Raw genomic sequence first — 25,555 nt, 5'->3', positions numbered from 1 at the left:
GCACCAAATAACATGGCAGCATAACCTGCGTCACCAACGACTGGTATTTTTTCACGCTTAGGTGCTTGATAGCCTGCTTTAGCTAAAGCGAGCACTTTTTGTTTAGCATCATAAATTAAGTGATCTGGGTTAACACTGATTGAATCTTTGCTGTCTAGATAGCCGTTTTCTATAGCTTCAGCTGCCGACGTAGATACTTTTGCAGTTGCAATTTTTTCAAAGACATCGTTACCTACTTTAGTTAAGTCAAAATCAATTCCTTCTGGCATGTCACGTAACATTTTCAAGTAAAGTTCTTTTGTACCACCACCACCAGGAATGAGGCCTACTCCGAATTCGACCAGTCCAATATAGGTTTCAGCAGATGCTTGAATTGCTGCAGAAGGAAGGGATACCTCTGCTCCACCTCCTACAGTCATGTTAAATGGTGCTGCGACAACTGGTTTATTTGAATATTTAATTTTAAGCCCCATATTTTGGAACTGACGAACAACCATATCTAATTCAAAGAAATTGTCGTCTTGAGCTTCCATTAACATCAACGCAAGGTTTGCCCCCACACTGAAGTTTCTACCTTGATTACCGATCACAAGTCCTTCATAGTTATTTTCTACTTCTTCAATCGCGTAATCTACCATTTGCATCGTATCTAGGCCAATCGCATTACTTTTAGAATGGAACTCTAGTAATGCCACGCCGTCACCAAGGTCTATTAAACTAGCACCAGCATTTTTCTTAATAACCCCGTTACTATCTTTTAATTGCTTAAGATTGATTTCTTTTTCATTCGCTTTGAGCTGCTTATAATCTCCTTGATCATAATAAAAGACGTTCCCATCTTCTGTATTATAGAATGAGTCGTGACCTGCTTCGATTAGCTTTGATACCCACTCAGGAATTGTTTCTCCTTCTTCTTTCATACGTTCGAGTGAACGCCCAAGTCCAATGGCATCCCAAGTTTCAAATGGACCGATTTCCCATCCAAAACCCCAACGCATTGCTTCATCAATCGCTACAATATCATCTGAGATTTCTCCGACTAATTCTGCTGAATAAAGAAGGACTGGCTTAAGCACAGACCATACTAAATCGCTTGCACGATCCCCTTTCGCTTTTACAAGCGCTTTCAATTTGTTACGAGATCCTTTTTGTTGCTTCGCCATTTCCGTTGCTTCTGTCTTTAGTTTTTTGCGTTCAACATATTCAAAGGATTCGGGGTCAAGCTCATAAATGACACTACCGTCTTTTCCTTTTTTCTTCAGATAAAATCCTTGACCACTTTTTGCACCCAACCATCCTTTTTCATACATCTTTTTCATGAATTCAGGAACATCAAAGACTTCCTTTTCTTCGCCTTCAACTTGTTCGTAAACATTTTTTGCTACGTGGATGAATGTATCTAATCCTACAACATCCAACGTACGGAACGTAGCACTCTTTGGTCGACCTATCATTGGGCCTGTTACTGAGTCAACTTCACCAATGCTATAGCCACCTTTTAACATTTCTTGAACCGTTACTAACAAACCATAGGTGCCAATTCGGTTAGCAATAAAGTTCGGTGTATCTTTTGCTTCAACGACACCCTTTCCAAGAACATCTTCCCCAAATTTCTTCATAAATTTAAGAATTTCATCATTCGTATGTTTCGTTGGAATGACTTCAAGTAATTTTAAGTAACGTGGTGGGTTAAAGAAGTGTGTCCCTAGGAAATGTTTTTGAAAATCCTCAGAACAATCAGCTGCCATATCTTCCACAGAAATACCCGATGTATTCGAGCTGACAATTGATCCTGCTTTACGATATTTATCAACTTCTGCAAAAACCTTCTTCTTTACATCAAGGTTTTCTACAACAACTTCAATAATCCAATCAACGTCACCTATTTTTTCCATATCATCTTCCATATTGCCAACTTCAATTAAATTAAGACTTTTCTTTGTGGTAATTGGTGACGGTTTTTGTTTTAATAGCGCTTTCTTATTTCCTTCTGCTATACGATTACGGACGGCTTTATCATCGAGTGTATAGCCTTTTTGTTTTTCCTTTTCGGTTAACTCTTTTGGTACAATATCAAGCATCAATGTTGGTATACCTACATTAGCCAAGTGAGCAGCAATACCAGCTCCCATAACACCTGATCCTAGCACTGCCGCACGCTTGATTGATTGTTTCATTTTCTTTCCCCCAATCTTTATTTGAATGAATACTCATTCATTAATCCTTAAAAAATAATAGATAGTCTCCTATCCGCTTATATATACTATAAATTAAGTTCAGATATTTCGCAATAAAAATAACTAACTTTTTTATTTTTTCTATAATAAAACGACTTCCAGGGACGGTAATGCACTCTAACTACTTGGATACTTTAGCAATGTCCTCATTTAAAAAACCAGACGAGCAATTTTCGTCTGGTTTTTTAGATAGGTTACATTTTCTCAGGAGCACTAACACCGATTAACTTTAATCCGTTTCCTAATGTAATTTTGACTGCTTGCATTAGAGCAATACGAGCTTTTGTCCGCTCTACATTGTCAGCATCAAGAACTTTTTCCGCATTATAAAAACTATGTAACGCGGAAGATAGGTCAAAAACAAATTGTGTCATTTTATGTGGAATTCGTTTGTCGGCTGCGTCGGCTATTGCTTGTGGAAATTCACCAAGCACTCTTAATAAATCAACTTCCTTTTCTGATGTGAGAAGTGATTTGTCGTATTGACCATTTAAATCATATCCTTGTTCCCCTGCTTGCCTCATCATTGTGCTAATACGCGCGTGAGCATATTGTACGTAGTAAACAGGATTTTCATTAGACTCGGAGCGAGCCAAGTCCATATCAAAATCTAAATGAGAATCAGCTGAACGCATATTAAAAAAGTAGCGCATCGCATCTTTTCCAACCTCTTCCATTAACTGGACAAGAGTAATCGCTTTTCCGGTACGTTTACTCATTTTAACACGTTCACCGTCTTCAAAAAGATTAACCATTTGCACGACTTTAACATCTAATGTATCTTTAGCATATCCTAGCGCTTGAATGGCGGCTTTCATTCTTGGGATATAGCCATGGTGATCAGCACCCCAAATATTGATTAACTTATCGAAGCCACGGTCAAGTTTATTTTTATGGTAGGCTATATCAGGAGTAAGATATGTATAGCTACCATCAGATTTGACAAGAACACGATCCTTATCATCACCAAAATCAGTCGTCTTAAACCAAGTGGCCCCTTCAGCTTCATAAGTTACATTATTTGAACGTAGAGTTTCTAAGATTTCCTGTACCTTTTTTTCTTTATAAAGTGTTGTTTCAGAAAACCAGTGATCAAACGGAACTCGGTACTCTTGTAAATCTCGTTCGATTTTTTCTAATTCATACTTCAAGCCTTTTTCTTTAAAATAAGCTAAACGTTCTTCAGAGGAAGCATCCGTCCACTTATCGCCATCCTCCTCCACGATTTCTTCACCCAGCTTTATAATGTCTTTAGCATGATAGCCGTCAGCTGGCATATCCCATTCTTTTCCAACTGCTTGCATGTAACGCGCTTCGACCGAAAGGGCCAAGTTATCAATTTGATTACCCGCATCGTTTATATAATACTCTCTTTCCACCTCATAACCAGCAGCATCCAAAATATTACATAAAGAATCACCTACAGCTGCTCCACGAGCGTGTCCTAAATGAAGATCACCAGTCGGATTAGCTGAAACAAATTCCACTTGAATTTTTGTACCTTTACCGCTATCTGTCCGACCGTATAATTCTTTTTGTTCTAAAATAGTTGGAACGAGCTGTGTTAAATAACTGTTATCCATAAAAATATTAATAAAGCCAGGGCCGGCAATCTCGAGTTCTTTAATAAACGCTTTTTCCAAGTTAATATGATTTTTAATTTCTTCTGCAATTTGGCGTGGTGCTTTTTTAGCTACGCGAGCCATTTGCATAGCAATATTGGTCGCAAAATCCCCATGACTTTTTTGTTTAGGTTTTTCCAGTATAATCGGAGGTATATCCTCTTCCTCAGCTAGGTTTGACGCCGTAATAGCTTGTATTAAAGCTTTTTTTATGTTGATTTCAGTTTCTTGTAAAATATTCATTAATATCCTCCTTGACTCATTAAACGATTCTCCAATGCTCGTTTCAAAACTATGTATGATTATATAGTAATCCTATTCGACCATTATACCCTTACTCGACCCTGATTATCTACCTTAAAAGCAAAAAAAGTAAGACTGATTCCTTTTCAAAATGGAGTCAGCACTTTTATGACACTACGAACATCCTGATGAACATCAACTCCGAAAAACTCCATTTAAACTTTCGAGCGCTTTTTTAAAATGGCATGTCACAATGTTCCCATGTTAATACGGATACTTTTAAAGTTGTTTGCACTTCTGAAACTTCTTTTTTATAGTTTCTTTCTTTATAATTCAACTTGAAACGAGTTACTGCAGTCACTGCATGCTTACCCTCAAATTACATCATTTTAAATTTATCTTATCCGCGTTTTCTTACGATAAAACAGCGGTAACAATGACTTTTTCCACTCATGGTAAATTTTTCTTCAAATAAATCGTAATCGTTACTATTTACAAATCGTAATCATTCCGTTATGCTATTCTTACACTAAAACAGGGAGAAATTATCTTGAAAAAACTTTTATATTTTACTCTGATTATGATTACAACAACCTTAATTTCTGGATGCCAACCCGAAAATGATGATGATAATAATACTATTATTTATACTTCAATTTATCCTATTCAATACATTGTTGATGAAATTGGTGGAGAGGATATTGAAGCTAAATCAGTTTATCCTCCTGGTGTGGATGCCCACTCTTACGAACCGTCATCTCGAGAAATGACACAAATTGCAAGAGGGAAAGCATTTATTTACCTTGGGGCCGGAATGGAGAGTTTCGCGGAAACAGCAGCAGCCTCTTTAAATAACCAAAAAGTTGAATTAATCGAAATTGCTACATTGGACGATACATTATTTTCTCATCCTGAAAATCATGAAGCCCATGCGGGGCATGATCACGGAGATAAAGATCCCCATATCTGGTTGGATCCACTAAGAATGATTCAAATGGGAAACATTATTAATAATGAATTAACTGATGTGTTTCCAGAATATGAGAAAACATTTAATAAAAACTTCAAGACTTTTAAAGATAAGATGTTGGATTTAGATAATAAATTCACTCAAACAATCGATTCCAAAAAAAACAAAGACATCCTTGTAGCTCACGCTGCATACGGGTACTGGGAAGAACGCTACGGGATTAAGCAAATTGCAATCAGTGGATTATCTACCAACGATGAACCTTCCCAAAAAGATTTAATACGTATTATTAATGCAGCGAAAGAACACCATTTACCATACGTAATTTTTGAACAAACAGGCACAGATAAAGTTGCAAATATTATTCGTGAGCATATAAATGCCGAACCATTATACTTGCATAATTTAGAGTCATTAACAGATGCTGACGTCCAAAACGAGGAAGACTACTTTTCCCTTATGGAAGAGAATTTAAATGTACTTGATCAGGCAACGGAGTAAAAAAAGGAGGAGAACTAATGACGGAATCGATTATTTCACTTAAAGATATATCCTTTGCATACGAAAGCAAACCAATCTTGGAAGATGTCAACTTAAACATAGATCGCGGAGCTTTCATGGGATTAGTTGGACCAAATGGTGGGGGAAAAACAACTTTAATTAAAATCATCTTAGGTCAACTGAAGGCTGATAAAGGCACTGTAGAATTGTTTCAACAACCTTTAGCACATTTTAAAGAATGGACTAGAATAGGATTTGTATCGCAAAAAGCCAACTCATTTAATAAAGGATTTCCGGCCACTGTGTTTGAAGTAGTCTCAATGGGGTTAACGGCTAAAATAGGCTACTTTAAGTTTTTGAAACGCAAACATAAACAAAAAGTCTTAGAAGCCATTAATCAGGTCGACATGATTGAATATGCTTATGAAAATATTGGCAATTTATCAGGTGGACAACAACAACGTATTTTTATTGCTCGCGCACTTGTTAACGACCCTGATCTATTAATTCTTGATGAGCCTACAGTTGGAATTGATTACAAAAATGTGGAGCGTTTTTATAATTTACTTCATCAACTAAACGAAAATAGAGGTATTACCCTTTTATTGGTCACTCATGACACCGGTGCGATGACCGAACATGTGACAGACATTGTCTGCTTAAACAAACATCTCCATTTTCACGGAGACACGAAACGATATACCGCTTTAACTGAAGAAGATTTATCAACTATTTATGGACACCCTGTTCATATTGTCAAACATAACCATTAAACAATTAGCACCTGAACTGGAGGCACATATATGTTAGCAGATTTATTAGAATTTGATTTTTTAAGACACACGTTTATAACAGGGGTTCTTATTGGATTGATTGGCCCGTTATTAGGAACGTTCATTGTCGTTCGTCGGCTATCTCTTATCGCTGATGCCCTTTCCCATGTTACATTAGGCGGTATTGCATTTGGTCTCTTCTTAGAAAAGAAAACAGCAATTACCTTTATTACGCCATTCTACGGAGGAATGGGATTTTCCGTGTTAGGAGCAATTTTAATTGAAAAGTTGAGGGATATTTATAAATCATACCAAGAAATTGGGATTCCCATCATTTTATCAAGTGGGGTTGGTTTAAGTGTTATTTTCATTTCTTTAGCCGACGGGTTTAATAACGATTTATTCAACTATTTATTCGGCTCCGTTTCTGCCGTTAGTTTACATGACTTATACACAATTATCGCTATTGCCGTCATTGTTATTACAATGATACTATTATTTTATAAAGAACTTGTTACCCTTTCTTTCGACGAAGAACATGCGCGTATTTCAGGTATACATGCTAAACGAATTCATTTTCTTTTTATTATTTTAACAGCATTAGTTATTGCAGCAACCATGCGAATTGTGGGAGTTTTACTCGTCTCTGCCTTAATGACTTTACCAGTCGCAGCTGCTATGAGATTAGCGAAAGGATTTAAACAGACCCTCTTTTTATCGGTACTTTTCGGTGAAATATCTGTCGTTCTCGGTCTAATCTTTGGCTTTTACTTTAGTATTCCACCTGGTGGTACAATTGTAATGGTAGCTGTAGCTATTTTGTTAGTAGCCATTGTGAAGAATAACTTGTTTAGTTATCAACGTAAAGGAGTATCTTCAAATGAATAAAAAAGAAGCGATTCGATTACTTAATGATAAAGGATACAAAACAACCAAACGCAGGTTAGATATTCTTAATTACTTTGAAGGTGAAGACCGTTACAGAACAGCTAAGGACTTGAACGATCATATGGAAGTTAAATACCCTGGGATTAGTTTTGATACGGTTTACCGAAACTTACATTTATATAATGAAATGGGAATTTTGGAATCAACGGAGCTTAATGGTGAAAAGCAGTTTCGAATGAAATGTTCACATGACCACCATCATCATTTTATTTGTAATCAATGTGGAAAAACAACTGAAATTGATGTGTGCCCTATGGAAGAAGCTCTTCGTATGTTGTCCAATTATACTATTGAAGATCATAAATTCGAAATATATGGTCTCTGCCCGCTATGTGGGACAGCATGAAAATAGGCGGTCAACTCTTAGCAGTAGGAATCGGTGGGATGCTTGGTGCAATGGGCAGGTATACCGTTTCTCTTTTATTCACTAGTAGTACTGACTTCCCATTTGCGACGCTCACAGTAAATTTAATAGGCTGCTTTTTCCTTAGTTACCTTTTAAATAACAAGCAGGTTAAAAGCAGACTCAAACCAGAAGCTTTTATTGCTTTAAGTACTGGGTTAATTGGCTCATTCACCACATTTTCTACGTTCGCTGTTGAAACAATTGAACTGATGACTCGTAATTTCTTCTTGGCTGCCTTTTATGTAGTGTTAAGTGTCATTGGTGGGTTAGGTCTATGTTATCTTGGTTTTAAGGTAGCGTATAGGAGGCACCAAAATTGATGAATATTTTGCTGGTAACTTGTGGAGGTTTCTTCGGCAGTATGGCACGCTTTTACCTCTCTTACATTTTAAATAAACACTTTATTGGCACATGGGTTGCAAATATTAGTGGTTCAATTTTGTTAGGTATTATAGTAACAGGCCAACAAAACGATATGCTAGCCGAATGGTTATGGACTCTACTAGGTATAGGTTTTTGTGGTGCTTTTACAACTTTCTCCACATTTGGAAACGAAACCCTACAATTGATTTTGGAAAGGAAGTATTTCCTTGCGATAAGCTATGTACTTACTTCTGTATTGCTTACACTAATGATAATATATGTAATCCTTCATCTTTAAATTGATTATTACGAGATTATAATATAAAGAGGTTGGGACATAAGTATTTTAGTTAATTTAAAAGCGAACGTATTAAAGTATATTTATATAAATATGCACCTTTTCAAGTCAGCGTAGGAAAAATACGTAGACTCCTGGGACTGCAGCAAGCTTCGTCCCACCGAAAACCTTTGTGGGAGATGAGGCCAGACGCGCCCCCACCGTGCGTCATGAATGATGAAAGGCTAAATTCGCGACGTCCTGTGAGGGCGCCTTCATGACCAACATCCTATTGGCCCGAGGCTCATCAGCCGCCCACGGAAAGCGAAGTATTTTTCCGAAGCGACTAACGCTTACTTAAAAATGTTCGTCGTTTAATAACCAATACTTATTTTTGTCCCAACCTCTTTTAAATTTAACTAATCTGAGCTAATACTTTATCCTCATCATGTTCAAGCATATTTTTATAGACTGTATCATTGACTTTTCGATTCATTTGTTTTCTTAATTCATGAATGGCATCTCGTTCACCAAATAAATACAAGTTTTCCCATGCTTCATCCTTAGCTAATTTGTCTAACTTAGGAGCAATGCTCTTATACCAACGTTGCTGATTCGCAGCAAATCTTTCTGCGAAATTTTCTTTTTGCATGCTGGCGGAACCAGGGTGTACACCTGCACCTACAGCATTTGCTTTGCGTGGACCCTTTTTTTCTGCCCAGTTTTCGGTATCCAGATTTAACTCATAGAAGTGGGTGTTTTCAACTTCATTCAAATAAGTTTCAATAACTTTAATTTGATTTTGTTGAACCAGTATTACACCTGTTTTAGGAAATTTATTGCTTAATTTTTCAAGTTGATTGAGTACTGGTTCCTCTTCCCAATAGAACTCTGATTCAAGTCTCATTTGTACTCGCTCAGCAAACCAAACCTTTCCATCTGCTGTTGCAAAAACAATAATCCCTCTCAATAAATCTTGCTCATACTTGCCTACGAACTCTTTAACTTTCTTCTTTACTTTTTTGAAGTTACGTAATTCTTCTTGATTTTCATCTTCAGAAAGATATGTTTCAAAGTTTCTTAAACCGTTTTTTAATTGGATTTTCCACTTTCCACCCTGTTGGTCAGGATCTGATGGATCTGTATTTAAGTACATGCTGAATACCTTATTGGCACCTTCCTCTTTAACTTGTTTCAATTCATTAATTTGGGTACGTAAATTCATTTAGTATTAGCACTCCCTTTGAATTATATTTATCTATTCTTAAATGTTTATCCGAGAAATAGAGTTGATAAACATAAACAGATTAAAATCAAAGATCTATTTTACAGTAACTAAGGGTTAGTCAGAGTGTAGAGAGGATTCTAATCTTTTTAACTCTGCTTTAAATGTCTCTGCTTCTTGATGGGACACCTCTTCTTCGCCATACCTTACTTTTTGATAGATTTCCAAGTTTGTAGTAAAACCAATCCTCTTTAGCCACTCTTCAATTGTTTCATAAGGTTTTCGACCATACTCAAACTGTCTCGTTTTTTTCTCAAAATCAAAAAGATGTCTACGAATAGGCTCACGTGGCTTTCGAAAACGATTCTTAAAGTGATTAAAAATACTCTGATTTTTACTTTTGTCATCTGATAATGCTGTATAAGTCACTAAATTGGTTGATGGAATTTCTGGTAAAGGTTTAAATACCTTTTTAGATAGTTTTATAGCTAAAAACACTAAAATTATAGCAATAATTAAGCCAGTCCCGATAATTGCATAGGGTGCAATTATTTCAACTAGTGATTTTTCTTCAAACTGCTGATAAATTGGATCCTCTGATGGAGGTGCTGACCCTTCAATACCAGAAATGTCTTCCCACCCTCTGTCTCGCTCAAAAAGTTGCAATATTTTTCCCATGGTACTTGCTAAAATATAAACTAAATAACGAAAACCATCCCATAGTTTCAACAAAACCATTTTTCCAGATTGAAATAAAGGAATGAAAAAAACTGTACCAAGGACAATGGGACCAATTATATACACAATTGATTTCTTATCAAATCGACGTCGATCTTCTTGACTAATGACCGCTAAATGGCTAAATATATTTCCAAATATTAACATAATGACTAACACAGATACATAAATGATAATCTCACTATCCCTGACAATAATAACACCTAGCGTTGCAAGAATAATAGACAAAATAATATAGCCATTCTCTCGATTCAAATCTATCATGGATCGACCTCTTACATTAAGATAGCGCCATATTAACAAACATGTAAATATCAAATTAACAATTAGTGGATAATTTACTAAATAAAATATTGGTATGAGCAATAAACCAACAGTTATATATATACTATAATTCGTTAAGCGTTTTGCCATAATTGAAAATAATATACTTGAAAGAACAACAATAAACAGATAACTCCAGTAAGGAATCCAGCGATAATGAAGATGTAAAATCGGTATCGCAAACAAAAAAATTATAATGGCCTCACTCATAAAGTGATAAGCATAAGTTATATTAAGATGTTTTTTTGACATCGTTAGTCACGTCCTTCATCCAACGTGTAATATAAGCACCTTCTTTAGATAATTTAACTTGAAAAATCTTCTGTTGCTGTCTTTTCCATAAATCAATAATGTCATTAATGTCGCTAGATACCTCGCCTAATATTATAATTGTTTTAGGCTTATAAAATTGTTGTCCAACTTTATAAACCATTTCCTTAAAGGGGTAAACAAGAGATTGCTGATGAATCCTCGCTAAAGTCTCTAATGTATTAATGTAATGTGTTTGTCCTTCACCTTCGGGGATATGTAAGTACGGTATTTTTCCTGTTCGTCTTGAATTGACAAAAACCTCATAATTATAACCTTGTTCAACCGTTTCTTTGCATAAATAAGCCGTATACGAAAGTAAATCTTCAAGATTTTGATTAAACTGTGCCATGTTGACTTTATCTTCTGAGCCAATATTCACAAGAAATATATAAGACATATCGACAACACGTTCATAGACGTTTGTTTGAAGCTCACTTGTCTTAGCTGTTGCTTTCCAATTAATACGGTGAAAAGGGTCATTATAATTATAATCTCTAGTACCTGCGGGACTTTGAATATCTTCAAAAGGGGAATAATTCATACGTTGATCACCTGGAACCATCTGAAAAATTGTCTCGATCCCATGCACAGGCAACAACCTAGGAAAAACCACAAACTCTGCATGGTAAAAAGGTAGATATTTCAAAGTAACATGTTCGAAATTAAACAAATGTGGAAATTGATAAGCTATATTTGTAATTCTCGTTGCACCTCGTTGTTTAGCGATAATTGGTAATTCTATAACTGTTTTTCTTCGCCCCATAACAGATAAAGGGACGTCCACTTGTTTATAATAAGATTTGGTGTCTTTTGTGTATATTAATGTTTGAATTGCTGGTCCTGTTTGAAACTGAAACTCACCATTAATCATTGGATAAATTGAATGGTTATCCAATTCAAACTTTACGACAGCCTCTTCGCCTGGAAATAACCGACGAGACACTTGTTTATTTTTTAGACTGAAATTTTTTCCAACTGATTTATCATATAATTTATTAATAATAAAATAGGTTAAAAAAATACTTACTATTACAAATGCTACTGTGTATTGGGAAATAATACCAATTAATGAAAATATGAAGACCGCTGTTAAAATATAATCCGTATTTTTAACATGATTTATGCCAAACTGCTTTTCCCATTTCATTATGATTCAACCTTTAGCTCAACTGGTACTTCTATTTCGGATAATATTTCAGACACAATTTTTTCTGGCGTTTTCTTAATTGCACCGTCCATTGTCAGTATCATACGATGTGGAAACGTATATGGAACGAGGACTTTTATATCCTCTGGTGTCACAAAATCTCGCTCATGGATAATTGCTCTAGCTTGAGCAGCTCTCATCAAGGAAAGCATCCCCCTAGGACTCACTCCAAGCTCTACTTCATGATGATTTCTTGAATGATGGACAAGATTTAATAAATAATCTAGCACAACCTCAGATATTGTAACATTTTTAACTTCTTCTTGAATTGACTTAATTTCCTCTAATGTTAATGAAGCTTCAAGTTTGTCATAAGGATCAGACGTCCGATACGTTGTTAATATCTTCTTATCTTCCTCAATTGAAGGATAACCTAAATCTATTTTAAATAAAAAACGGTCTAATTGTGCTTCAGGTAGAGGAAATGTTCCATAATTACTTTCAACTGGATTTTGTGTAGCGATAACAATAAACGGTGATGGCACTTTTATTGTTTCACCATCAACTGTCGTCTGATACTCTTCCATCACTTCTAGTAAACTCGATTGTGTTTTTGGTGTTGCTCGGTTGATTTCATCTGCCAAAAGGACATTTGTAACAACGGGGCCTGTTCTTAGCTCGAATTCTTGTGTTTTAGGATTAAAGTAACGAATACCTGTCACATCACTTGGTAGGACATCTGGCGTGAATTGAACTCTACTAAATTTTCCTTTCATCACTTTAGCAAAACTTTTAGCCAGCTTTGTTTTCCCTGTTCCTGGAACACTTTCCAAGAGGACATGACCTTGCGCTAATAAAGCAACAAGGAGTAAATCAACTACTTCCTCCTTACCAAAAATCACTTGATTTAAAGCGCCTTTAACTTTGTTTAACTCCCCCATTTTATGGTCACCTTCTTCATGTCATTAAAATACTATTTAAGATATTGTAACACATTTTAGAAAGTTTAAAAAGTTAGCAAGACGCTTTCTAAAAAATAATCAGCCAGATACATTCTGACTGATTATTTTCTAATCTTTTTCTCTAGTTATATGTTTAATCATCCCAAAAAATGAAATAACCATCAGTAGCAAGATAACTGTGAATGGAAGTGCCGATATTAATGAAGCGGTTTGTAGTGCTTCAAGTCCTCCGGCGAGTAACAGTACGATAGCTATCGCTGTAATTAGAACGCCCCAAACAATCTTAACGAATAAATTCGGATTTAAACTTCCTCGTGAAGTCATACTTCCTAATATATAGGTAGCCGAATCCGCTGAGGTCACAAGAAACGTAAATATTAAAAATATAGCTAAGATGGATAGAAGTTGGGTAAAAGGTAAATTTGTAAAGGATTCGAATAGAGCCACTTCAAGATTTGTATCTACAACTTCCGCTATATTTGTCCCATTTATTAAATCGCTGTGAAGAGCTGTACCTCCAAAAGCTGCTATCCATAAACAAGCAATTGTAGGCGGTACAACAAGAACACCAAAGACAAACTCCCGAATTGTTCTTCCACGGGAAACGCGAGCAACGAACGCTCCAACAAAGGGCGACCAAGCAATAGCCCATGCCCAATAAAATATTGTCCATTCCTGAACCCAAGCTGCTCCTTGATAAGGAGTAATACGCAAACTATATTGAATGAAATTTGATAAATAATCACCTAAGCCTAATACAAATGAATTTAAAATAAAAACGGTAGGTCCTGAAAAAAAGACATACAATAATAGAACTAAACAAAGGCCTAAATTTAAATTACTTAACCACTTAATTCCTTTATTTAAACCGGTACTTGATGAAAGAAGATAGGTCAATAACATAACACCTGCGATGACTATTTGAACCCATATTGAGCTGGGTAAACCAAATACACTCTTTAATCCCCCATTCATTTGCAGTATACCAAGTCCTAGTGATGTGGCAACCCCCATAACAGTGGCTATCACAGCTAATGAATCAATTGTACCACCGAGGAACCGATTCTTACCTATAACTGGTTGAATAGCTGTCGAAATGAGACCACGTTTATCTTGTCTAAATTGCAGAAATGCAATAATTAGACCCACAATCGCAAAAACGGACCATTGGCTCACGCCCCAGTGAAAAAAAGAATACCCCATTGATACTCTTGCTGATTCCTCTGTTAATCCTTCTAATCCTGGGAAAGGAGTATTTAAAAAGTGACTCATTGGTTCAGCAACACCATAGAAAACAAGCCCTGATCCAAATCCCGTTGAAAATAACATACCTATCCAGGTGAAAAATGGATATTCTGGACGAGAATTTTTGGGGCCTAAACGAATTTTTCCATACTTACTAATTGATATAGCGATAAGAAACATAACAAAAATAAATACTGCCAGTAAGTAAAACCAGCCAAAATTAATTGTCGTAAAATTAAATAGTAATTCCGCAACTCTGCCAAAACGCTCTGGCACAATAGCACCAACGACAACCAAACTTAATATAACTAACGCTGAGATCAAAAACACAGGATTTGTAAAAGTTTTTTTATTCATGTAGAATCCTTTCCATTTTATTTTTATGTACGAACATGAATTCATTTACCCGAATATTATTTATTATAAACATATCGTGTGAAAAAAGATGTAATTTATACTCAACGCTTTATAAAAAAAGATGACTCTCTAACTTGAAAGTCATCTTAACATTACTCTTGTGTGGTAGATTTAAACTTACCCTCATAAATAAATTCTTCTATCGCTTTACGATTTGATGGTATCTCACGTTCATGATATTTTTCATTTAAGGATTCCTTATAACCTTGGTACCCAACAGCAACAATCGCATGTACTTGATAATTCTCTGGCAAGAGCAATACTTGCTTTGCTTTTTCACGATTAAAGCCACCCATGGCATGGGCAATAAGGCCTTTTCTGGCTGCTTCAAGTGCTAAATATCCCCAAGCAGTACCCGTATCAAAAGCATGTGTCGGATTTAGATCATTTCCTTTTGGCCAATTGCATTTAGAAACTACTGCAATTAAGACAGGAGCATGTTTACACCATGATATATTACCATCCTTTATAAATGATAAAAAAGTCTCTCGATCTTCGGCACTCTTTGCGTAAATAAACTGCCATGGTTGGATATTTGCTGCTGAGGGTGCCCATCTTGCTGCTTCAAATAAGCTGTTAAGTGTTGGTTGATCGACATCTTTATTTGCAAAAGAACGAGGAGACCAACGTTTTAAATATATTGGATCAATATCGTAATCAGCTTGTCTAAATTTTTCTATATTTTTCATTTTATCTACACCTCTCATTCCACTTACGAAGTTATTATACAACTTGTTCATTCTTTTTTAAAGCAGTTATTTTCATTGAATTTATAAATTATTTTTAATAGCAGATATAGAAAAAGACTCTGGATATATTACCAGAGCCTCGTGAAGGTTATTTATTGAATTCTACGAACGTGTCCTTTGAATGCTTTATTCCAATAAGAATTGCTATTAATATTCACAACAGCTAATCCAGTTGAGTTTTGAGCGCCAATAAACTCGCCGCCTCCAAGGTAAATACCAACATGGCTGTCCTTTCCACCTGTGTCAAAGAAGATTAAGTCTCCCGCTCTTGCATTCGAATAGCTAATCTTTGTTCCTGCGCTTCTTAATAAACCAGTGCTTGAAGGAATACTCAAACCTGCTTGCCCATATGCCCATGAAACAAATCCAGAACAATCAAAACCACCTGGACCTTTACCTCCCCATACATAAGGAGTACCAAGATGTTCATAACCAGCATTAATTGCCGTGCTTAGATTTCCACTACCGGATGTTTTAACACTGTTATTTTTACTTTCAGTTTTTGTAGTTGACTGGTTACCATTATTACTATGACTCATTGTTGTTAACTGTCCACTATTACTATTTGAATTACTGGACACACTATCAGATGAGCTTTCTTGTTCAGAGGCTGATGCACTCATGTTACTATCTATTTCTGCTTGTAAGGCAGCTAAACTGCTATCTTCCATTTCTAGTTTAGCTACTTTATCTTTCAACTCTTTTTCCTTTTTCTCAGTTTCTTTTACTTTATCCTTACTAACTTTCTTTTGCTCTTTTATCGTTTCTTCCATACCTTTTAATTCTACTTTCTCTTCTTCAAGTTGTGTAAGTTTCTCTTCAGCCTTTTCTTTATGTTCTTCAACTTTAGCTTTATCGGTTTCCTGCTGTTCGATTAACTCTTGATCAGAGTCGCTAATTTTCGTTACTGCTGAAACACGATTAATAAAATCACTGAAGGATTTTGAACCAAATAAGACTTCTATGTATCCAATGTCCCCGCCACTTTTCTGTAATGAAGCTGCACGATTTTTCAAGATCTCATAGCGTGTTTCGATTTTTTCTTCTAGTACGCTAATTTCATCTTTAATTGCTTCAATTTCAGCTTCTTTTTCACCAATTTCTACTTCTGTTTTCTCTCTAGTTTTTTTATTTTTTTCTAAAGCTTTATTTAGCTTTTCAACTTCTTGATTTAATTCCTCAATATCTATCAAAACATCTGCAATCTCAGCTTCAGCTTTAGATAAATCTGTTTTTATATCCGCGCGTTCATTCTGTATTGATTCTGTTGTTGGTTCTGCATGAATAGAATCCGTGGAAAAAGCACTACCTAAACCAACCACCATCACCGTGGCTGTTGTTACTACAAGTTTTTTCAATTCGCTTTCCTCGCTTCCCCTTCACATCTGCAAAACACTTTTTTCTATGTATTTTTCTATTATTTGCAGTAAAGTGAACTAGATTAGTATTTTTTATGTACCTTTCTTATTAGGTCAATCGTAGTATAACACAGAAAAATTTCACTCATATTATAGTAATATTACAATTGTATTTCAAAAGTGACATTAAACCTTATTTTATTTAATAAGTTAAAGCGTAGATTAATAGATTACGCCTGATACGCGGGGAAAAGATTTATAATTGTCGAGAAAAAGCGCTTCTTTAATAATTTAATATTTTTAAGTCCAATTTTCTACATAATGTGAAAAATTCCAGTGTGGATTATACTTCATCTTTATCTGATATAATTATAGTAAGTCTATTTTGGTTGTAATTTTCAACATATATTGAAAAAATATATACAATGAAAACCTATCATGGAGGATTATGTGAATGAAGAAATCAAAATTTATTGGAAACAGAGTTGTTAAAACAGCGATCGCTATTTTTATTACAGCATGGATTTGTGAACAATTGAATTGGCCCCCAGTCTTTGCAGTAATTACTGCCATCGTAACAATTGAACCCACTGTTTCTGATTCTATCAAGAAAGGTATCGTTCGTTTTCCTGCCTCTGCTATAGGTTCAGCCTATGCAGTGATTTTCATTTCACTGTTTGGGAATTCTCCAATCACCTACACTTTAGCTGCTTTTTTCACTATATTAACTTGCTTTAGATTGAGACTTCACGCAGGCTTACTTGTGGCAACACTCACTTCAGTCGCCATGGTCGAAGTCATTCACAGTAATCTTTTCATCTCATTTTTAATTCGTTTAGGAACAACATCAGTCGGCCTGATTGTGTCCACGACGGTTAATATGTTTGTATTTCCACCAGACTATACAAAAGAAATCAGTTTAAATATTAGGACTTTGAGTAAAAAGACAGGCATTCTAATTGAGAAGGTCTTTCAAGATATTTTAGAAGGACAACATGAAGACGACATTCTTGATAAAAGTCTAGTTAGAAGATTAAATAATAGTTTACTGAGAACGGAACGCCTAGTTGAATTTCAAAAAGACGAATCGAAATACCATCCACTTGTCGGATCGGAGAAAGAAAAGTTTCAAGAAATTCAAACAAAATTAGCTACTTTACGATTACTGCACTATCATTTGGATAATTTAATTCAAATGCCTTTAAAATCGATATCATGGACAAATGTGGAAAGGGAATTATTGCTTGAGGCTATTTCGAAGCTATCGTACAGTCTTAGGCGGCCAGCATCCTATAGTAAACGTGAACATGATAAACAGAAGAACCATCTTATGAAGTTATTTTGGGAGGATAATAGAGAAGTTTTAGAAAACGATAATCAAAATCTTACCTATTTTCCTCCCGAATTAATTATTTTATATGAACTCTTGTCTATCTATAATCAGGTTGATAATTTTTATATAGACGATAAAGGTAAAACGAGATTGAGACAATAGATTTTTTAAAAAACACTCCGCTTTCAGCAAGTAAATAAAAAATTGTAGTTCACTCTTCATCGCTAGTGAGCCTTCTGCTAAAGTGCCTTGTTCTTCCTTGTTAAGATCATCGTGATGAGTGACCACACGGTATGTAATTCTACGTTTTGAATGATTCACATCATGATAAACGCTCTCACGATGCATAATTCCTATATTGAACGATTTAGCACATAAAGTGACATTACAATGACAGTTTACCTCGACTCATTATTATTCTTATATACTAATGTCCCAGCCCGTTTTTAAAATTTAACTAAACCGATATTTCAATTTTGCTAATACTTGCCTAATCTCATCTTCCGATACATCAAAATGAGTGACAAATCGGACTGTGTTTGGTCCAAAACTGACAGCGAGAATATCCATTTCTTTTAGGATATCTAAAAACTCATCTGCACTCATTCCAATACCCTCTGTATTAACTAAAACAATATTCGTTTCAACCGTATTTTCAATTGACAAGCCGCCAACTTCCTCTAATCCTTTCGCTAATAATTCGGCATTTGAGTGATCATCAGTTAAACGATCGACCATAGTTTTTAAAGCGACTATGCCTGGAGCTGCCATCATCCCTGCTTGTCTCATCCCGCCTCCGAGACGTTTTCGCCATTTCCTGGCTTTTTTTATGAAAGACTGAGGGCCTGCAATAATTGATCCTACCGGAGCTCCTAAACCTTTTGAAAGGCAAAATTGGACAGTGTCTGTGTATTTAGCAAAATCTTTAACATTAATGCCACTTGCTATCGAAGCGTTAAATAAACGAGCTCCATCTAAATGAACTGGGATGCCATTTTTTTGAGCGATATGATAGACATCCTTCATATTTTCTAATGGAACAACAGCTCCACCAGCACGATTATGGGTATTTTCAAGACATATCAAACTCGTTTCAGGCTGATGGATGTCATCTTCCCGAATTGATGCTTCCACAAGATGAGGATCTAATTGCCCTCGTTTTCCCGCAAGAGGTCTGGGTTGAACACCTGCAAAAGCTGAAATGGTTGCACCTTCGTAAAAATAAATATGTGAATCAGCTTCTAAAATAATCTCTTCCCCTGGATTGCAATGGGTAAGTACAGCAATTTGATTTCCTTGCGTTCCTGTAGGCACAAACATGGCTGCTTCTTTTCCAAGCATTGTTGCGGCGAGCTCCTCAAGCTCTAGTATAGACGGATCTTCATTATAAACATCGTCACCTACCTTTGCTTCAAAAGCTGCTTGTCTCATTGCCTTTGTTGGCTTTGTCACTGTGTCGCTTCGTAAATCAATCACACGGATTCCTCCTCACATGTCTTTCACTGTCTTTTTATAATATTTCATGTGCTAGTAGTTTATACGATTTTCTTCGTGCATCATAGTCATGTGTAATCGTAATTATCATAAATTCATCTGTTTGATAAAAATCTTGCAGATGTTCAAGTTGTTCTTTCACTTCTTTAGGATTTCCGATAATCATGTTTTTTCTCTGCTTTGCCATTGTATCTTTCTCTTCTTGAGTAAATGTATGACGGTTCACTTCATCAATAGACGGTACGCCATCATACTCTTTCTCGCCAAGAATAGACCAGCCTAGAGCACTTAATGCTAGATTTTGTGCCTTTTCTGTTGTTTCTGCACAAATAACGGAGACAGCTATAATCGGTGGTTGATTGTTTAAAATGTCATCATCATGAATATCATTTTTATATTTTTTAACAATTTCGGGACCATTCGCTTCACTCATAAAATGTCCAAATGTATAAGGTAATTGCTTCTCCACTGCCAGTTGACCACTTTTTTCACTTGTTCCTAGCAACCAAATTTGCGGAGAGATTTCAGGTACAGGTGTTGGCGCAATTTTTGAATACATATTTTCCTTAGAGAATGAGCCCGCAAAAAAAGATTTGAGGTCATCTAAATCTTCAGGCACTTGACGGACATTTTCCAGAAAATTTCCTGACAAAGCGATTGATGCCTCAGCCGACCCACCTGGTGCACGACCAATGCCAAGATCAATACGATTAGGAAATAAAGTCGCTAATAAGTTGAAGCGTTCAGCTACATTAAAGGGCTTATAATGAGGCAACAAGACAGCACCTGAGCCAATTCTAATACGATCAGTTTTAGAGCCAATCATGCTTAACATAATGTCTGGGGCTGGACATGACAAGCCATTTAAATCATGGTGCTCTGCAATCCAATAACGAGTATATCCTAAATCATCACCAAGTTGCGCTAAATTAAGCGATGCTTCCAGAGCTTCTTTAGATGTACTTCCAGTTGACTTAGGCGATTGATCTAATATGCTTAACTTCAACGTCAAACCCTTCTTTCTAATCTTTAATTTTTATTTTACTAAATCATGCTTAAAGGCATAAATGACAGCTTGCGTTCGATCGGATACTTCTAGTTTACCTAATATATTACTGACATGCACTTTCACTGTTTTTAAAGCGATAAATAATTGTTCGGCTATTTCTTGATTCGTTTTCCCCTGAGCAATAAGCAACAAAATTTCTTTCTCCCGCTCTGTTAATTGATTATGCAAATAGTCAATGGGCTTTTCACGCATTCGATTCATTATTTTTCCAGTAACTTCAGGCTCCAAAATAGATTGACCACCATAAGTTGAGCGAATTGCATCAGCAATCTCACTTGCTTTGGAGGTTTTTAGCATATAGCTTGTTGCTCCAGCTTCAAGCGCTGGGTACACTTTTTCATCATCTAGAAAACTTGTGACGATAATGATCTTTGCTTCAGGCCATTGTTTTATAATTTTCTCTGTCGCCTCAATGCCATCCATCTTTTTCATGACGAGATCAAGTAAAATGATATCCGGTTTTAGGTCTAGAGATAAGTGTACTGCCTTACCACCATCGTCAGCTTCAGCGATGACTTCTATATCGGGTTGAGAAGATAAATAAGACGACACACCAATCCTAACCATTTCATGATCGTCTGCAAACAACACTTTAATCATTTTTTTCACCTTCTTTTTGGATGATAGGTACTTTTACTTCTATTCTTGAGCCTTCATTAGGTAAACTAATCACTTTAAGATCTCCACCAACTTCAAAAGCACGTTCTTGCATATTTTGTAGACCATATGAGCTTGTTTTTATTTCTTGTATGTTAAAGCCAATTCCATCATCAATCACTCTTAATATCACTAGGTGATCGCGTTTAATCAACATAACATGAAGGGACGAGGCCTCTGCATGTCTAAGTGTATTGGAGACCGATTCCTGTAAAATTCGAAAAAGCTGGTCTTCTACGCCTTTATCGACATCAAATTTTTCTATCTTCCAAGTAATATCCATAGGCACTTTTTGAGTAAGCTCAATGAGTAACTCTTCAACACCTTTCTGTAAATCTTTACCCTTTAAGGCCACAGGCCGTAAATGAAGTAAAAGGGCACGCATTTCAAGTTGTGATTGGTGTATTGCTTTCTCCACTAATTCCAGCTGTTTATTTATGGCTGGACTTTTTGAATGCTCGGACTCGTTAATTGCAGACATTAGCATGGATGCTGCAAATAATTGTTGACTGACCGAGTCATGCAATTCTCTAGCTAATCGATTTCGTTCTTGGATAACAACTGCTTGCAAGCCTTTTTCTCGTTCATTTGCTCGTTCGGTTGCAAGGCGCTGTGACTGTTCAGTTTGCAACTTGATTTTTCGCTCTATTTTTTCTAGTGATATCTGAATGTCATCGAGTTCATTATAAGGACTGTAATCATTTCTGATAAGTTCTTGGCCTTTTACAATATCGTCCAGTTGACGATGAATACGTTGGAATTTCTGGCGTACAGATATTCCATAACTTAAACCAAAAATAATTCCTAACATGAGTGGTATGATCACGACAATGACAATGTAGGGAATATCCCCTATGTTTTTGTTTATGATCATAGACCATTGATTCAATGGAAAAGTGACAAAGGTTATACCAATTAAAATAAAAGCAATAAACAAACTAAAAAAAGCGGCTATAACGACATGTTGGATAATCATTTTCATATCCGCTTCACCTCGATATCTCCTGATAGTATAGACGTAACAATTTTAACTCGAGGTATCGCTTGGTGATAATTCTCTGTTTGATAAAGAAGCGTTTTGTTCATCAAATTCCAATGATGCTTCCCAAAGATATGAGCACGCCCAAATATGGAACTGTGATGAATGCTTACTTCGACGTCGTACGGAACATAAATTTCAATATTACCTATAAGATGACGTATAGAAATAACTGCTGTGTCATGGGGGAGAACGGTATTACTTAAATCGATAACTCGATTCCCAAAAGCCCCATGTATATTAATGTCGCGCCATTGGTAAGCCGCATCTTCTGTTTTTTGATCGTCAAAAAATTTATGATCAAACAATGGCTTTAGTTCTATAATTGGGTCTAATATGATCTCTTGAAATTCACGGGGTTTAGGAACAATACGATCTGTTTCATTTTTAGATTTCATATAATCAAATATAAACAAAATAATAACTACAATAATAAAAAAACGGATAGCCAACATGTTAAAAATAGAAAAGAAGAGACTTATGGCGCCGCCCCAAAAAAGAATTTTCCCATATAAGTGGTGGAACTTTTTCCACCCAAAATAAGTCATGCCACCAAAAAACAAGGATGCTATAATCATGCCTCCTTGAAAAAAAGCGATTTCAATAATAAAGAGAATCACTCCAATAATTAAGATCAAGTTAAATTTATCTGTTGTTAACCGATGAAACATTAGAGCAATCCCCTTTCTTTTTATATAAAACAGGTACATTTTCTATGCACCTGTTTAGTATATCATGTTTTTTATTATCGTTTGACAACTTTCATTTAAAACTAGTTGGAAGCTTTTTGTTCATTCATTTCTTTTTCCAATTTAGCCATTTTACTATCAAATGTGCTCCTGTAGTAGGCATGACTGACTTTGTATTCTAGATTTTCAATGTATTGCTCCATCTCCGCAAAACGGGAAAACGGCTTGTCAGAGGTGCCTTCTACAACTCGATTAATTTGGTGGTTCGCTTTAGCAACATTTTCACGCCCCATTAATTCCATTCGACGTAAATGCATATCTTTTAATTTATGTTTCATCTCTTCATATTTTTGTTCTAAGATTTCTAGTTGCTTAACACTTTCTTCTCGGGACACGTTCATGCGTCCTTCTCGGGCTTGGTACTCCTCGTATTCCTTCATGGCAAATTCGTACATGTCTTTTTCTCCAGCTTTTTCAGCTATGGTTGCCTGTTTCAATCTTTTATCTGCAAGGTCTCGTGCTTGATGATACTCTCTAGTAAATTCATCTCTAAGTAGATATTGTCTCTCTACTAACTTACGTACTTTTTCTTTTTCCTGCTCACTTTGGCGTAAATAATGGTTTAAGGCTGCAAGCGGATTTTTTTGTTCCTTTTTATCCATTAAATCATGTAAATCTGCAGAAATTGTTTCTTTTATACGTGAAAAAATAGTTGTCATTTGTTATATCTCCTTTTTATTAATAGTTTAATTCTTCCCACTGCCGTTCAAAATTTTCAAATGGGTCGTCATCGGAAATATCTGAACTTACTGGATCTCTAGCTTCCTCCTTCCAATTTTTAATAATGATATACAAACCATAAGCAGCTACAATCCCTAAAATAGCGTAAATATTTGCTAATCCCATACTCAAAACTAGCAGACCTAATAACACCCATCCTATTTTTCCAGCAGTTGAATCACTTTTTACGAACTGCTTGAAAATAATATACAACAGCCATATGCTGAGACCTAGCAAGACCATCGGACCAAGATTCACCATCAAAATGCTTAATGCAATTAGCCCACCAACGAACAATATGAATTTTTTCATTTTGTTTTCCCTCCTTTCTTTAACTATTTCTATCTTATTCCTTAAAGAAAGAGTCGGTAATGAGCTAGAGACATATTTTGTACTAGGTCTTGAGACGTATATTCGACTTTAAAACAGAAAAAGCATTCCATCTACCGGAAATAACACCAGTTGATGGAATGCTGAATTAAATTCTTTATGTTTTATTTTATTTACTTAACCATTTCGGCTTGAACGTAGTAATACAATAACTTCTCTGTATTTTCCAACGATGTTTCATGTGTTCTTTCAAAAGCATGTGATGAATCGATACCTGGACCAATTAAACCATGAATGATGTCGTGACCTGCACGGATAGCTGCAGACGCATCCGAACCATAATATGGATAAATGTCTAGTTTATATTCGACATCATTTTTGTTCGCCAGGTCAACTAGATGTTTGCGAAGACCATAATGATAAGGTCCACTCGCATCTTTAACACAGATTGACACCGTATATTCATCTGTTGATTGGCCATCTCCCATTGCGCCCATATCAACTGCTAAATATTCAACTGTTTCAGGAGTAATATTTGAATTCCCACCATAGCCAATTTCTTCGTTATTTGAGATAAGGAAATGAGTTGTATATGGAAGAGTAATGTTTTCTGTTTTAATTCGTTTAATAAGTTGTAGTAAAATAGCAACACTTGCTTTATCATCTAAATGGCGTGACTTGATAAATCCGTTTTCAGTCTCCTCCACACGTGGATCAAAAGAGACAAAATCCCCCACTTCGATACCAAGTGCACGGATATCTTCCGCATTTTCCACTTTTTCATCAATTCGAACTTCCATATTCTCCTGATTTCTCTCAGCTTTATTCGCATCCTTATAAACATGGACAGATGTTTGATGCATTAAAATGGTGCCTGTGAATTCTTTTCCACTAGTCGTGTGGATCTTACAATATTCCCCTTCAATCGAATGATATGTAAACCCGCCAATTAAATCTAAACGAAGCCGACCATTATCTTTAATTTCTTTTACCATGGCGCCAAGCGTATCGACATGAGCAGTCAGCATCCGATGTTCTGATGTATTTTCACCAGGTAGTGTTGCTATAAGGCCCCCTTTGCGATTGCGTTTTGTTTCAACTTGTAACTCCTTTAAATAATCCTCTACAAATTGGATCACTTTCCCGGTAAAGCCTGAGGGACTTGGAATGTTTACTAATTTTTGAATAAGATCTTTCGTTTCTTGTGTATTTGGTAAAGATACCATATAAATTCCCCTTTCTGTTTGAATAATAGTTATATTTTAACGCTAATAGTGAGCGGAGTCTAAGGAAATAAAAATAATGAGACTATCATAGTCGTGAGAGGGCTTCTGTCGGACAAATTTT

25 protein-coding genes are annotated in these 25,555 nt (G+C 35.8%); 7 read left to right on the top strand and 18 right to left on the bottom strand.

The window, feature by feature from the left end; translation table 11 throughout:
• The 3 genes from KQI49_RS15840 to KQI49_RS18785 form a co-directional block, all read right to left on the bottom strand.
• Positions 1 to 2,177, bottom strand: a 2,177-nt coding sequence (locus tag KQI49_RS15840) for a 3-hydroxyacyl-CoA dehydrogenase/enoyl-CoA hydratase family protein (RefSeq protein WP_216490513.1), incomplete at its 3' end; no start/stop codon positions are given.
• Positions 2,178 to 2,431: 254 nt separating this feature from the next.
• Complete coding sequence (gene argS / locus KQI49_RS15835) at positions 2,432 to 4,102, bottom strand: arginine--tRNA ligase (protein ID WP_216490511.1); 1,671 nt, start codon at positions 4,100 to 4,102, stop codon at positions 2,432 to 2,434.
• Positions 4,103 to 4,337: 235 nt separating this feature from the next.
• A complete protein-coding gene (locus tag KQI49_RS18785; protein ID WP_256439022.1) occupies positions 4,338 to 4,463 on the bottom strand; it encodes a hypothetical protein in 126 nt (41 codons plus the stop codon).
• Positions 4,464 to 4,652: 189 nt separating this feature from the next.
• On the opposite strand from KQI49_RS18785, the gene KQI49_RS15830 reads away from it, so the two are divergent.
• Genes KQI49_RS15830 through KQI49_RS15805 form a run of 6 tightly spaced genes read left to right on the top strand, consistent with a single transcriptional unit; the run spans position 4,653 to position 8,361 of the window.
• Positions 4,653 to 5,573, top strand: a complete 921-nt coding sequence (locus KQI49_RS15830; protein ID WP_253286875.1) for a metal ABC transporter solute-binding protein, Zn/Mn family — start codon at positions 4,653 to 4,655, stop codon at positions 5,571 to 5,573.
• A 17-nt stretch (positions 5,574 to 5,590) separates the two neighbouring features.
• Positions 5,591 to 6,346: a metal ABC transporter ATP-binding protein gene (locus KQI49_RS15825; RefSeq protein ID WP_216490509.1), complete on the top strand. Its 756-nt coding sequence runs from the start codon at positions 5,591 to 5,593 to the stop codon at positions 6,344 to 6,346.
• 30 nt (positions 6,347 to 6,376) lie between these two features.
• Entirely contained in the window at positions 6,377 to 7,234 is an 858-nt protein-coding gene (locus KQI49_RS15820) for a metal ABC transporter permease (protein ID WP_216490507.1), read from the top strand.
• Entirely contained in the window at positions 7,227 to 7,640 is a 414-nt protein-coding gene (locus tag KQI49_RS15815; protein ID WP_216490505.1) for a Fur family transcriptional regulator, read from the top strand. Before KQI49_RS15820 ends, KQI49_RS15815 begins: the two co-directional genes overlap by 8 nt.
• Positions 7,637 to 8,020 carry a fluoride efflux transporter CrcB gene (gene crcB / locus KQI49_RS15810; protein ID WP_216490503.1) on the top strand — a complete coding sequence of 128 codons (384 nt, stop codon included), beginning with the start codon at positions 7,637 to 7,639 and terminating at the stop codon, positions 8,018 to 8,020. The genes KQI49_RS15815 and crcB overlap by 4 nt, the downstream gene beginning before the upstream one ends.
• The gene (locus KQI49_RS15805) at positions 8,020 to 8,361 is read left to right on the top strand and encodes a fluoride efflux transporter FluC (protein ID WP_216490524.1); all 342 of its coding nucleotides are present in this window, start codon (positions 8,020 to 8,022) and stop codon (positions 8,359 to 8,361) included. The genes crcB and KQI49_RS15805 overlap by 1 nt, the downstream gene beginning before the upstream one ends.
• 394 nt (positions 8,362 to 8,755) lie before the next feature.
• On the opposite strand, the gene KQI49_RS15800 is transcribed toward KQI49_RS15805, so the two are convergent.
• The 7 genes from KQI49_RS15800 to KQI49_RS15770 form a co-directional block, all read right to left on the bottom strand.
• Positions 8,756 to 9,565 (bottom strand): VLRF1 family aeRF1-type release factor, encoded by an 810-nt coding sequence (locus tag KQI49_RS15800; protein ID WP_216490502.1) that lies wholly within the window; start codon positions 9,563 to 9,565, stop codon positions 8,756 to 8,758.
• 117 nt (positions 9,566 to 9,682) lie between these two features.
• Positions 9,683 to 10,879: a hypothetical protein gene (locus KQI49_RS15795; protein ID WP_216490500.1), complete on the bottom strand. Its 1,197-nt coding sequence runs from the start codon at positions 10,877 to 10,879 to the stop codon at positions 9,683 to 9,685.
• The gene (locus tag KQI49_RS15790) at positions 10,860 to 12,086 is read right to left on the bottom strand and encodes a DUF58 domain-containing protein (protein ID WP_216490498.1); all 1,227 of its coding nucleotides are present in this window, start codon (positions 12,084 to 12,086) and stop codon (positions 10,860 to 10,862) included. The genes KQI49_RS15795 and KQI49_RS15790 overlap by 20 nt, the downstream gene beginning before the upstream one ends.
• Positions 12,086 to 13,027 carry an AAA family ATPase gene (locus KQI49_RS15785; RefSeq protein WP_216490496.1) on the bottom strand — a complete coding sequence of 314 codons (942 nt, stop codon included), beginning with the start codon at positions 13,025 to 13,027 and terminating at the stop codon, positions 12,086 to 12,088. The genes KQI49_RS15790 and KQI49_RS15785 overlap by 1 nt, the downstream gene beginning before the upstream one ends.
• Before the next feature lie 129 nt (positions 13,028 to 13,156).
• On the bottom strand, positions 13,157 to 14,650 hold the full coding sequence (locus tag KQI49_RS15780; RefSeq protein WP_216490494.1) for a BCCT family transporter: 1,494 nt from the start codon (positions 14,648 to 14,650) through the stop codon (positions 13,157 to 13,159).
• Positions 14,651 to 14,802: 152 nt separating this feature from the next.
• Positions 14,803 to 15,399, bottom strand: coding sequence for a nitroreductase family protein (locus tag KQI49_RS15775; RefSeq protein ID WP_216490492.1), 597 nt, complete (start codon positions 15,397 to 15,399; stop codon positions 14,803 to 14,805).
• A gap of 152 nt (positions 15,400 to 15,551) precedes the next feature.
• Positions 15,552 to 16,817 (bottom strand): C40 family peptidase, encoded by a 1,266-nt coding sequence (locus KQI49_RS15770; RefSeq protein WP_253286874.1) that lies wholly within the window; start codon positions 16,815 to 16,817, stop codon positions 15,552 to 15,554.
• Between the two features lie 454 nt (positions 16,818 to 17,271).
• On the opposite strand from KQI49_RS15770, the gene KQI49_RS15765 reads away from it, so the two are divergent.
• The gene (locus KQI49_RS15765; protein ID WP_216490491.1) at positions 17,272 to 18,312 is read left to right on the top strand and encodes an aromatic acid exporter family protein; all 1,041 of its coding nucleotides are present in this window, start codon (positions 17,272 to 17,274) and stop codon (positions 18,310 to 18,312) included.
• Positions 18,313 to 18,603: 291 nt separating this feature from the next.
• Here KQI49_RS15765 and ltaE read toward each other — a convergent pair whose 3' ends face one another.
• The 8 genes from ltaE to KQI49_RS15725 form a co-directional block, all read right to left on the bottom strand.
• Positions 18,604 to 19,626: a low-specificity L-threonine aldolase gene (gene ltaE / locus KQI49_RS15760; RefSeq protein ID WP_216490490.1), complete on the bottom strand. Its 1,023-nt coding sequence runs from the start codon at positions 19,624 to 19,626 to the stop codon at positions 18,604 to 18,606.
• 34 nt (positions 19,627 to 19,660) lie between these two features.
• Complete coding sequence (locus tag KQI49_RS15755) at positions 19,661 to 20,650, bottom strand: LLM class flavin-dependent oxidoreductase (protein ID WP_216490489.1); 990 nt, start codon at positions 20,648 to 20,650, stop codon at positions 19,661 to 19,663.
• Between the two features lie 30 nt (positions 20,651 to 20,680).
• Positions 20,681 to 21,313 (bottom strand): response regulator transcription factor, encoded by a 633-nt coding sequence (locus KQI49_RS15750; protein ID WP_216490487.1) that lies wholly within the window; start codon positions 21,311 to 21,313, stop codon positions 20,681 to 20,683.
• Positions 21,306 to 22,352, bottom strand: coding sequence for a sensor histidine kinase (locus KQI49_RS15745; RefSeq protein ID WP_216490485.1), 1,047 nt, complete (start codon positions 22,350 to 22,352; stop codon positions 21,306 to 21,308). Before KQI49_RS15745 ends, KQI49_RS15750 begins: the two co-directional genes overlap by 8 nt.
• Complete coding sequence (liaF, locus tag KQI49_RS15740; RefSeq protein WP_216490484.1) at positions 22,349 to 23,080, bottom strand: cell wall-active antibiotics response protein LiaF; 732 nt, start codon at positions 23,078 to 23,080, stop codon at positions 22,349 to 22,351. The genes KQI49_RS15745 and liaF overlap by 4 nt, the downstream gene beginning before the upstream one ends.
• A gap of 101 nt (positions 23,081 to 23,181) precedes the next feature.
• The gene (locus KQI49_RS15735) at positions 23,182 to 23,817 is read right to left on the bottom strand and encodes a PspA/IM30 family protein (protein ID WP_216490482.1); all 636 of its coding nucleotides are present in this window, start codon (positions 23,815 to 23,817) and stop codon (positions 23,182 to 23,184) included.
• A gap of 19 nt (positions 23,818 to 23,836) precedes the next feature.
• A complete protein-coding gene (locus KQI49_RS15730) occupies positions 23,837 to 24,190 on the bottom strand; it encodes a lmo0954 family membrane protein (protein ID WP_216490480.1) in 354 nt (117 codons plus the stop codon).
• A gap of 191 nt (positions 24,191 to 24,381) precedes the next feature.
• A complete protein-coding gene (locus tag KQI49_RS15725; protein WP_216490478.1) occupies positions 24,382 to 25,434 on the bottom strand; it encodes a M42 family metallopeptidase in 1,053 nt (350 codons plus the stop codon).
• Positions 25,435 to 25,555 lie beyond the last annotated feature (121 nt).

This window comes from Virgibacillus sp. MSJ-26 (genome assembly GCF_018918075.1).
In the GTDB taxonomy this organism is placed as follows: Bacteria; Bacillota; Bacilli; order Bacillales; family Amphibacillaceae; genus MSJ-26.
Note: the sequence above shows the minus strand (reverse complement) of the source record. Positions and strands in the feature narration are given on the sequence as shown.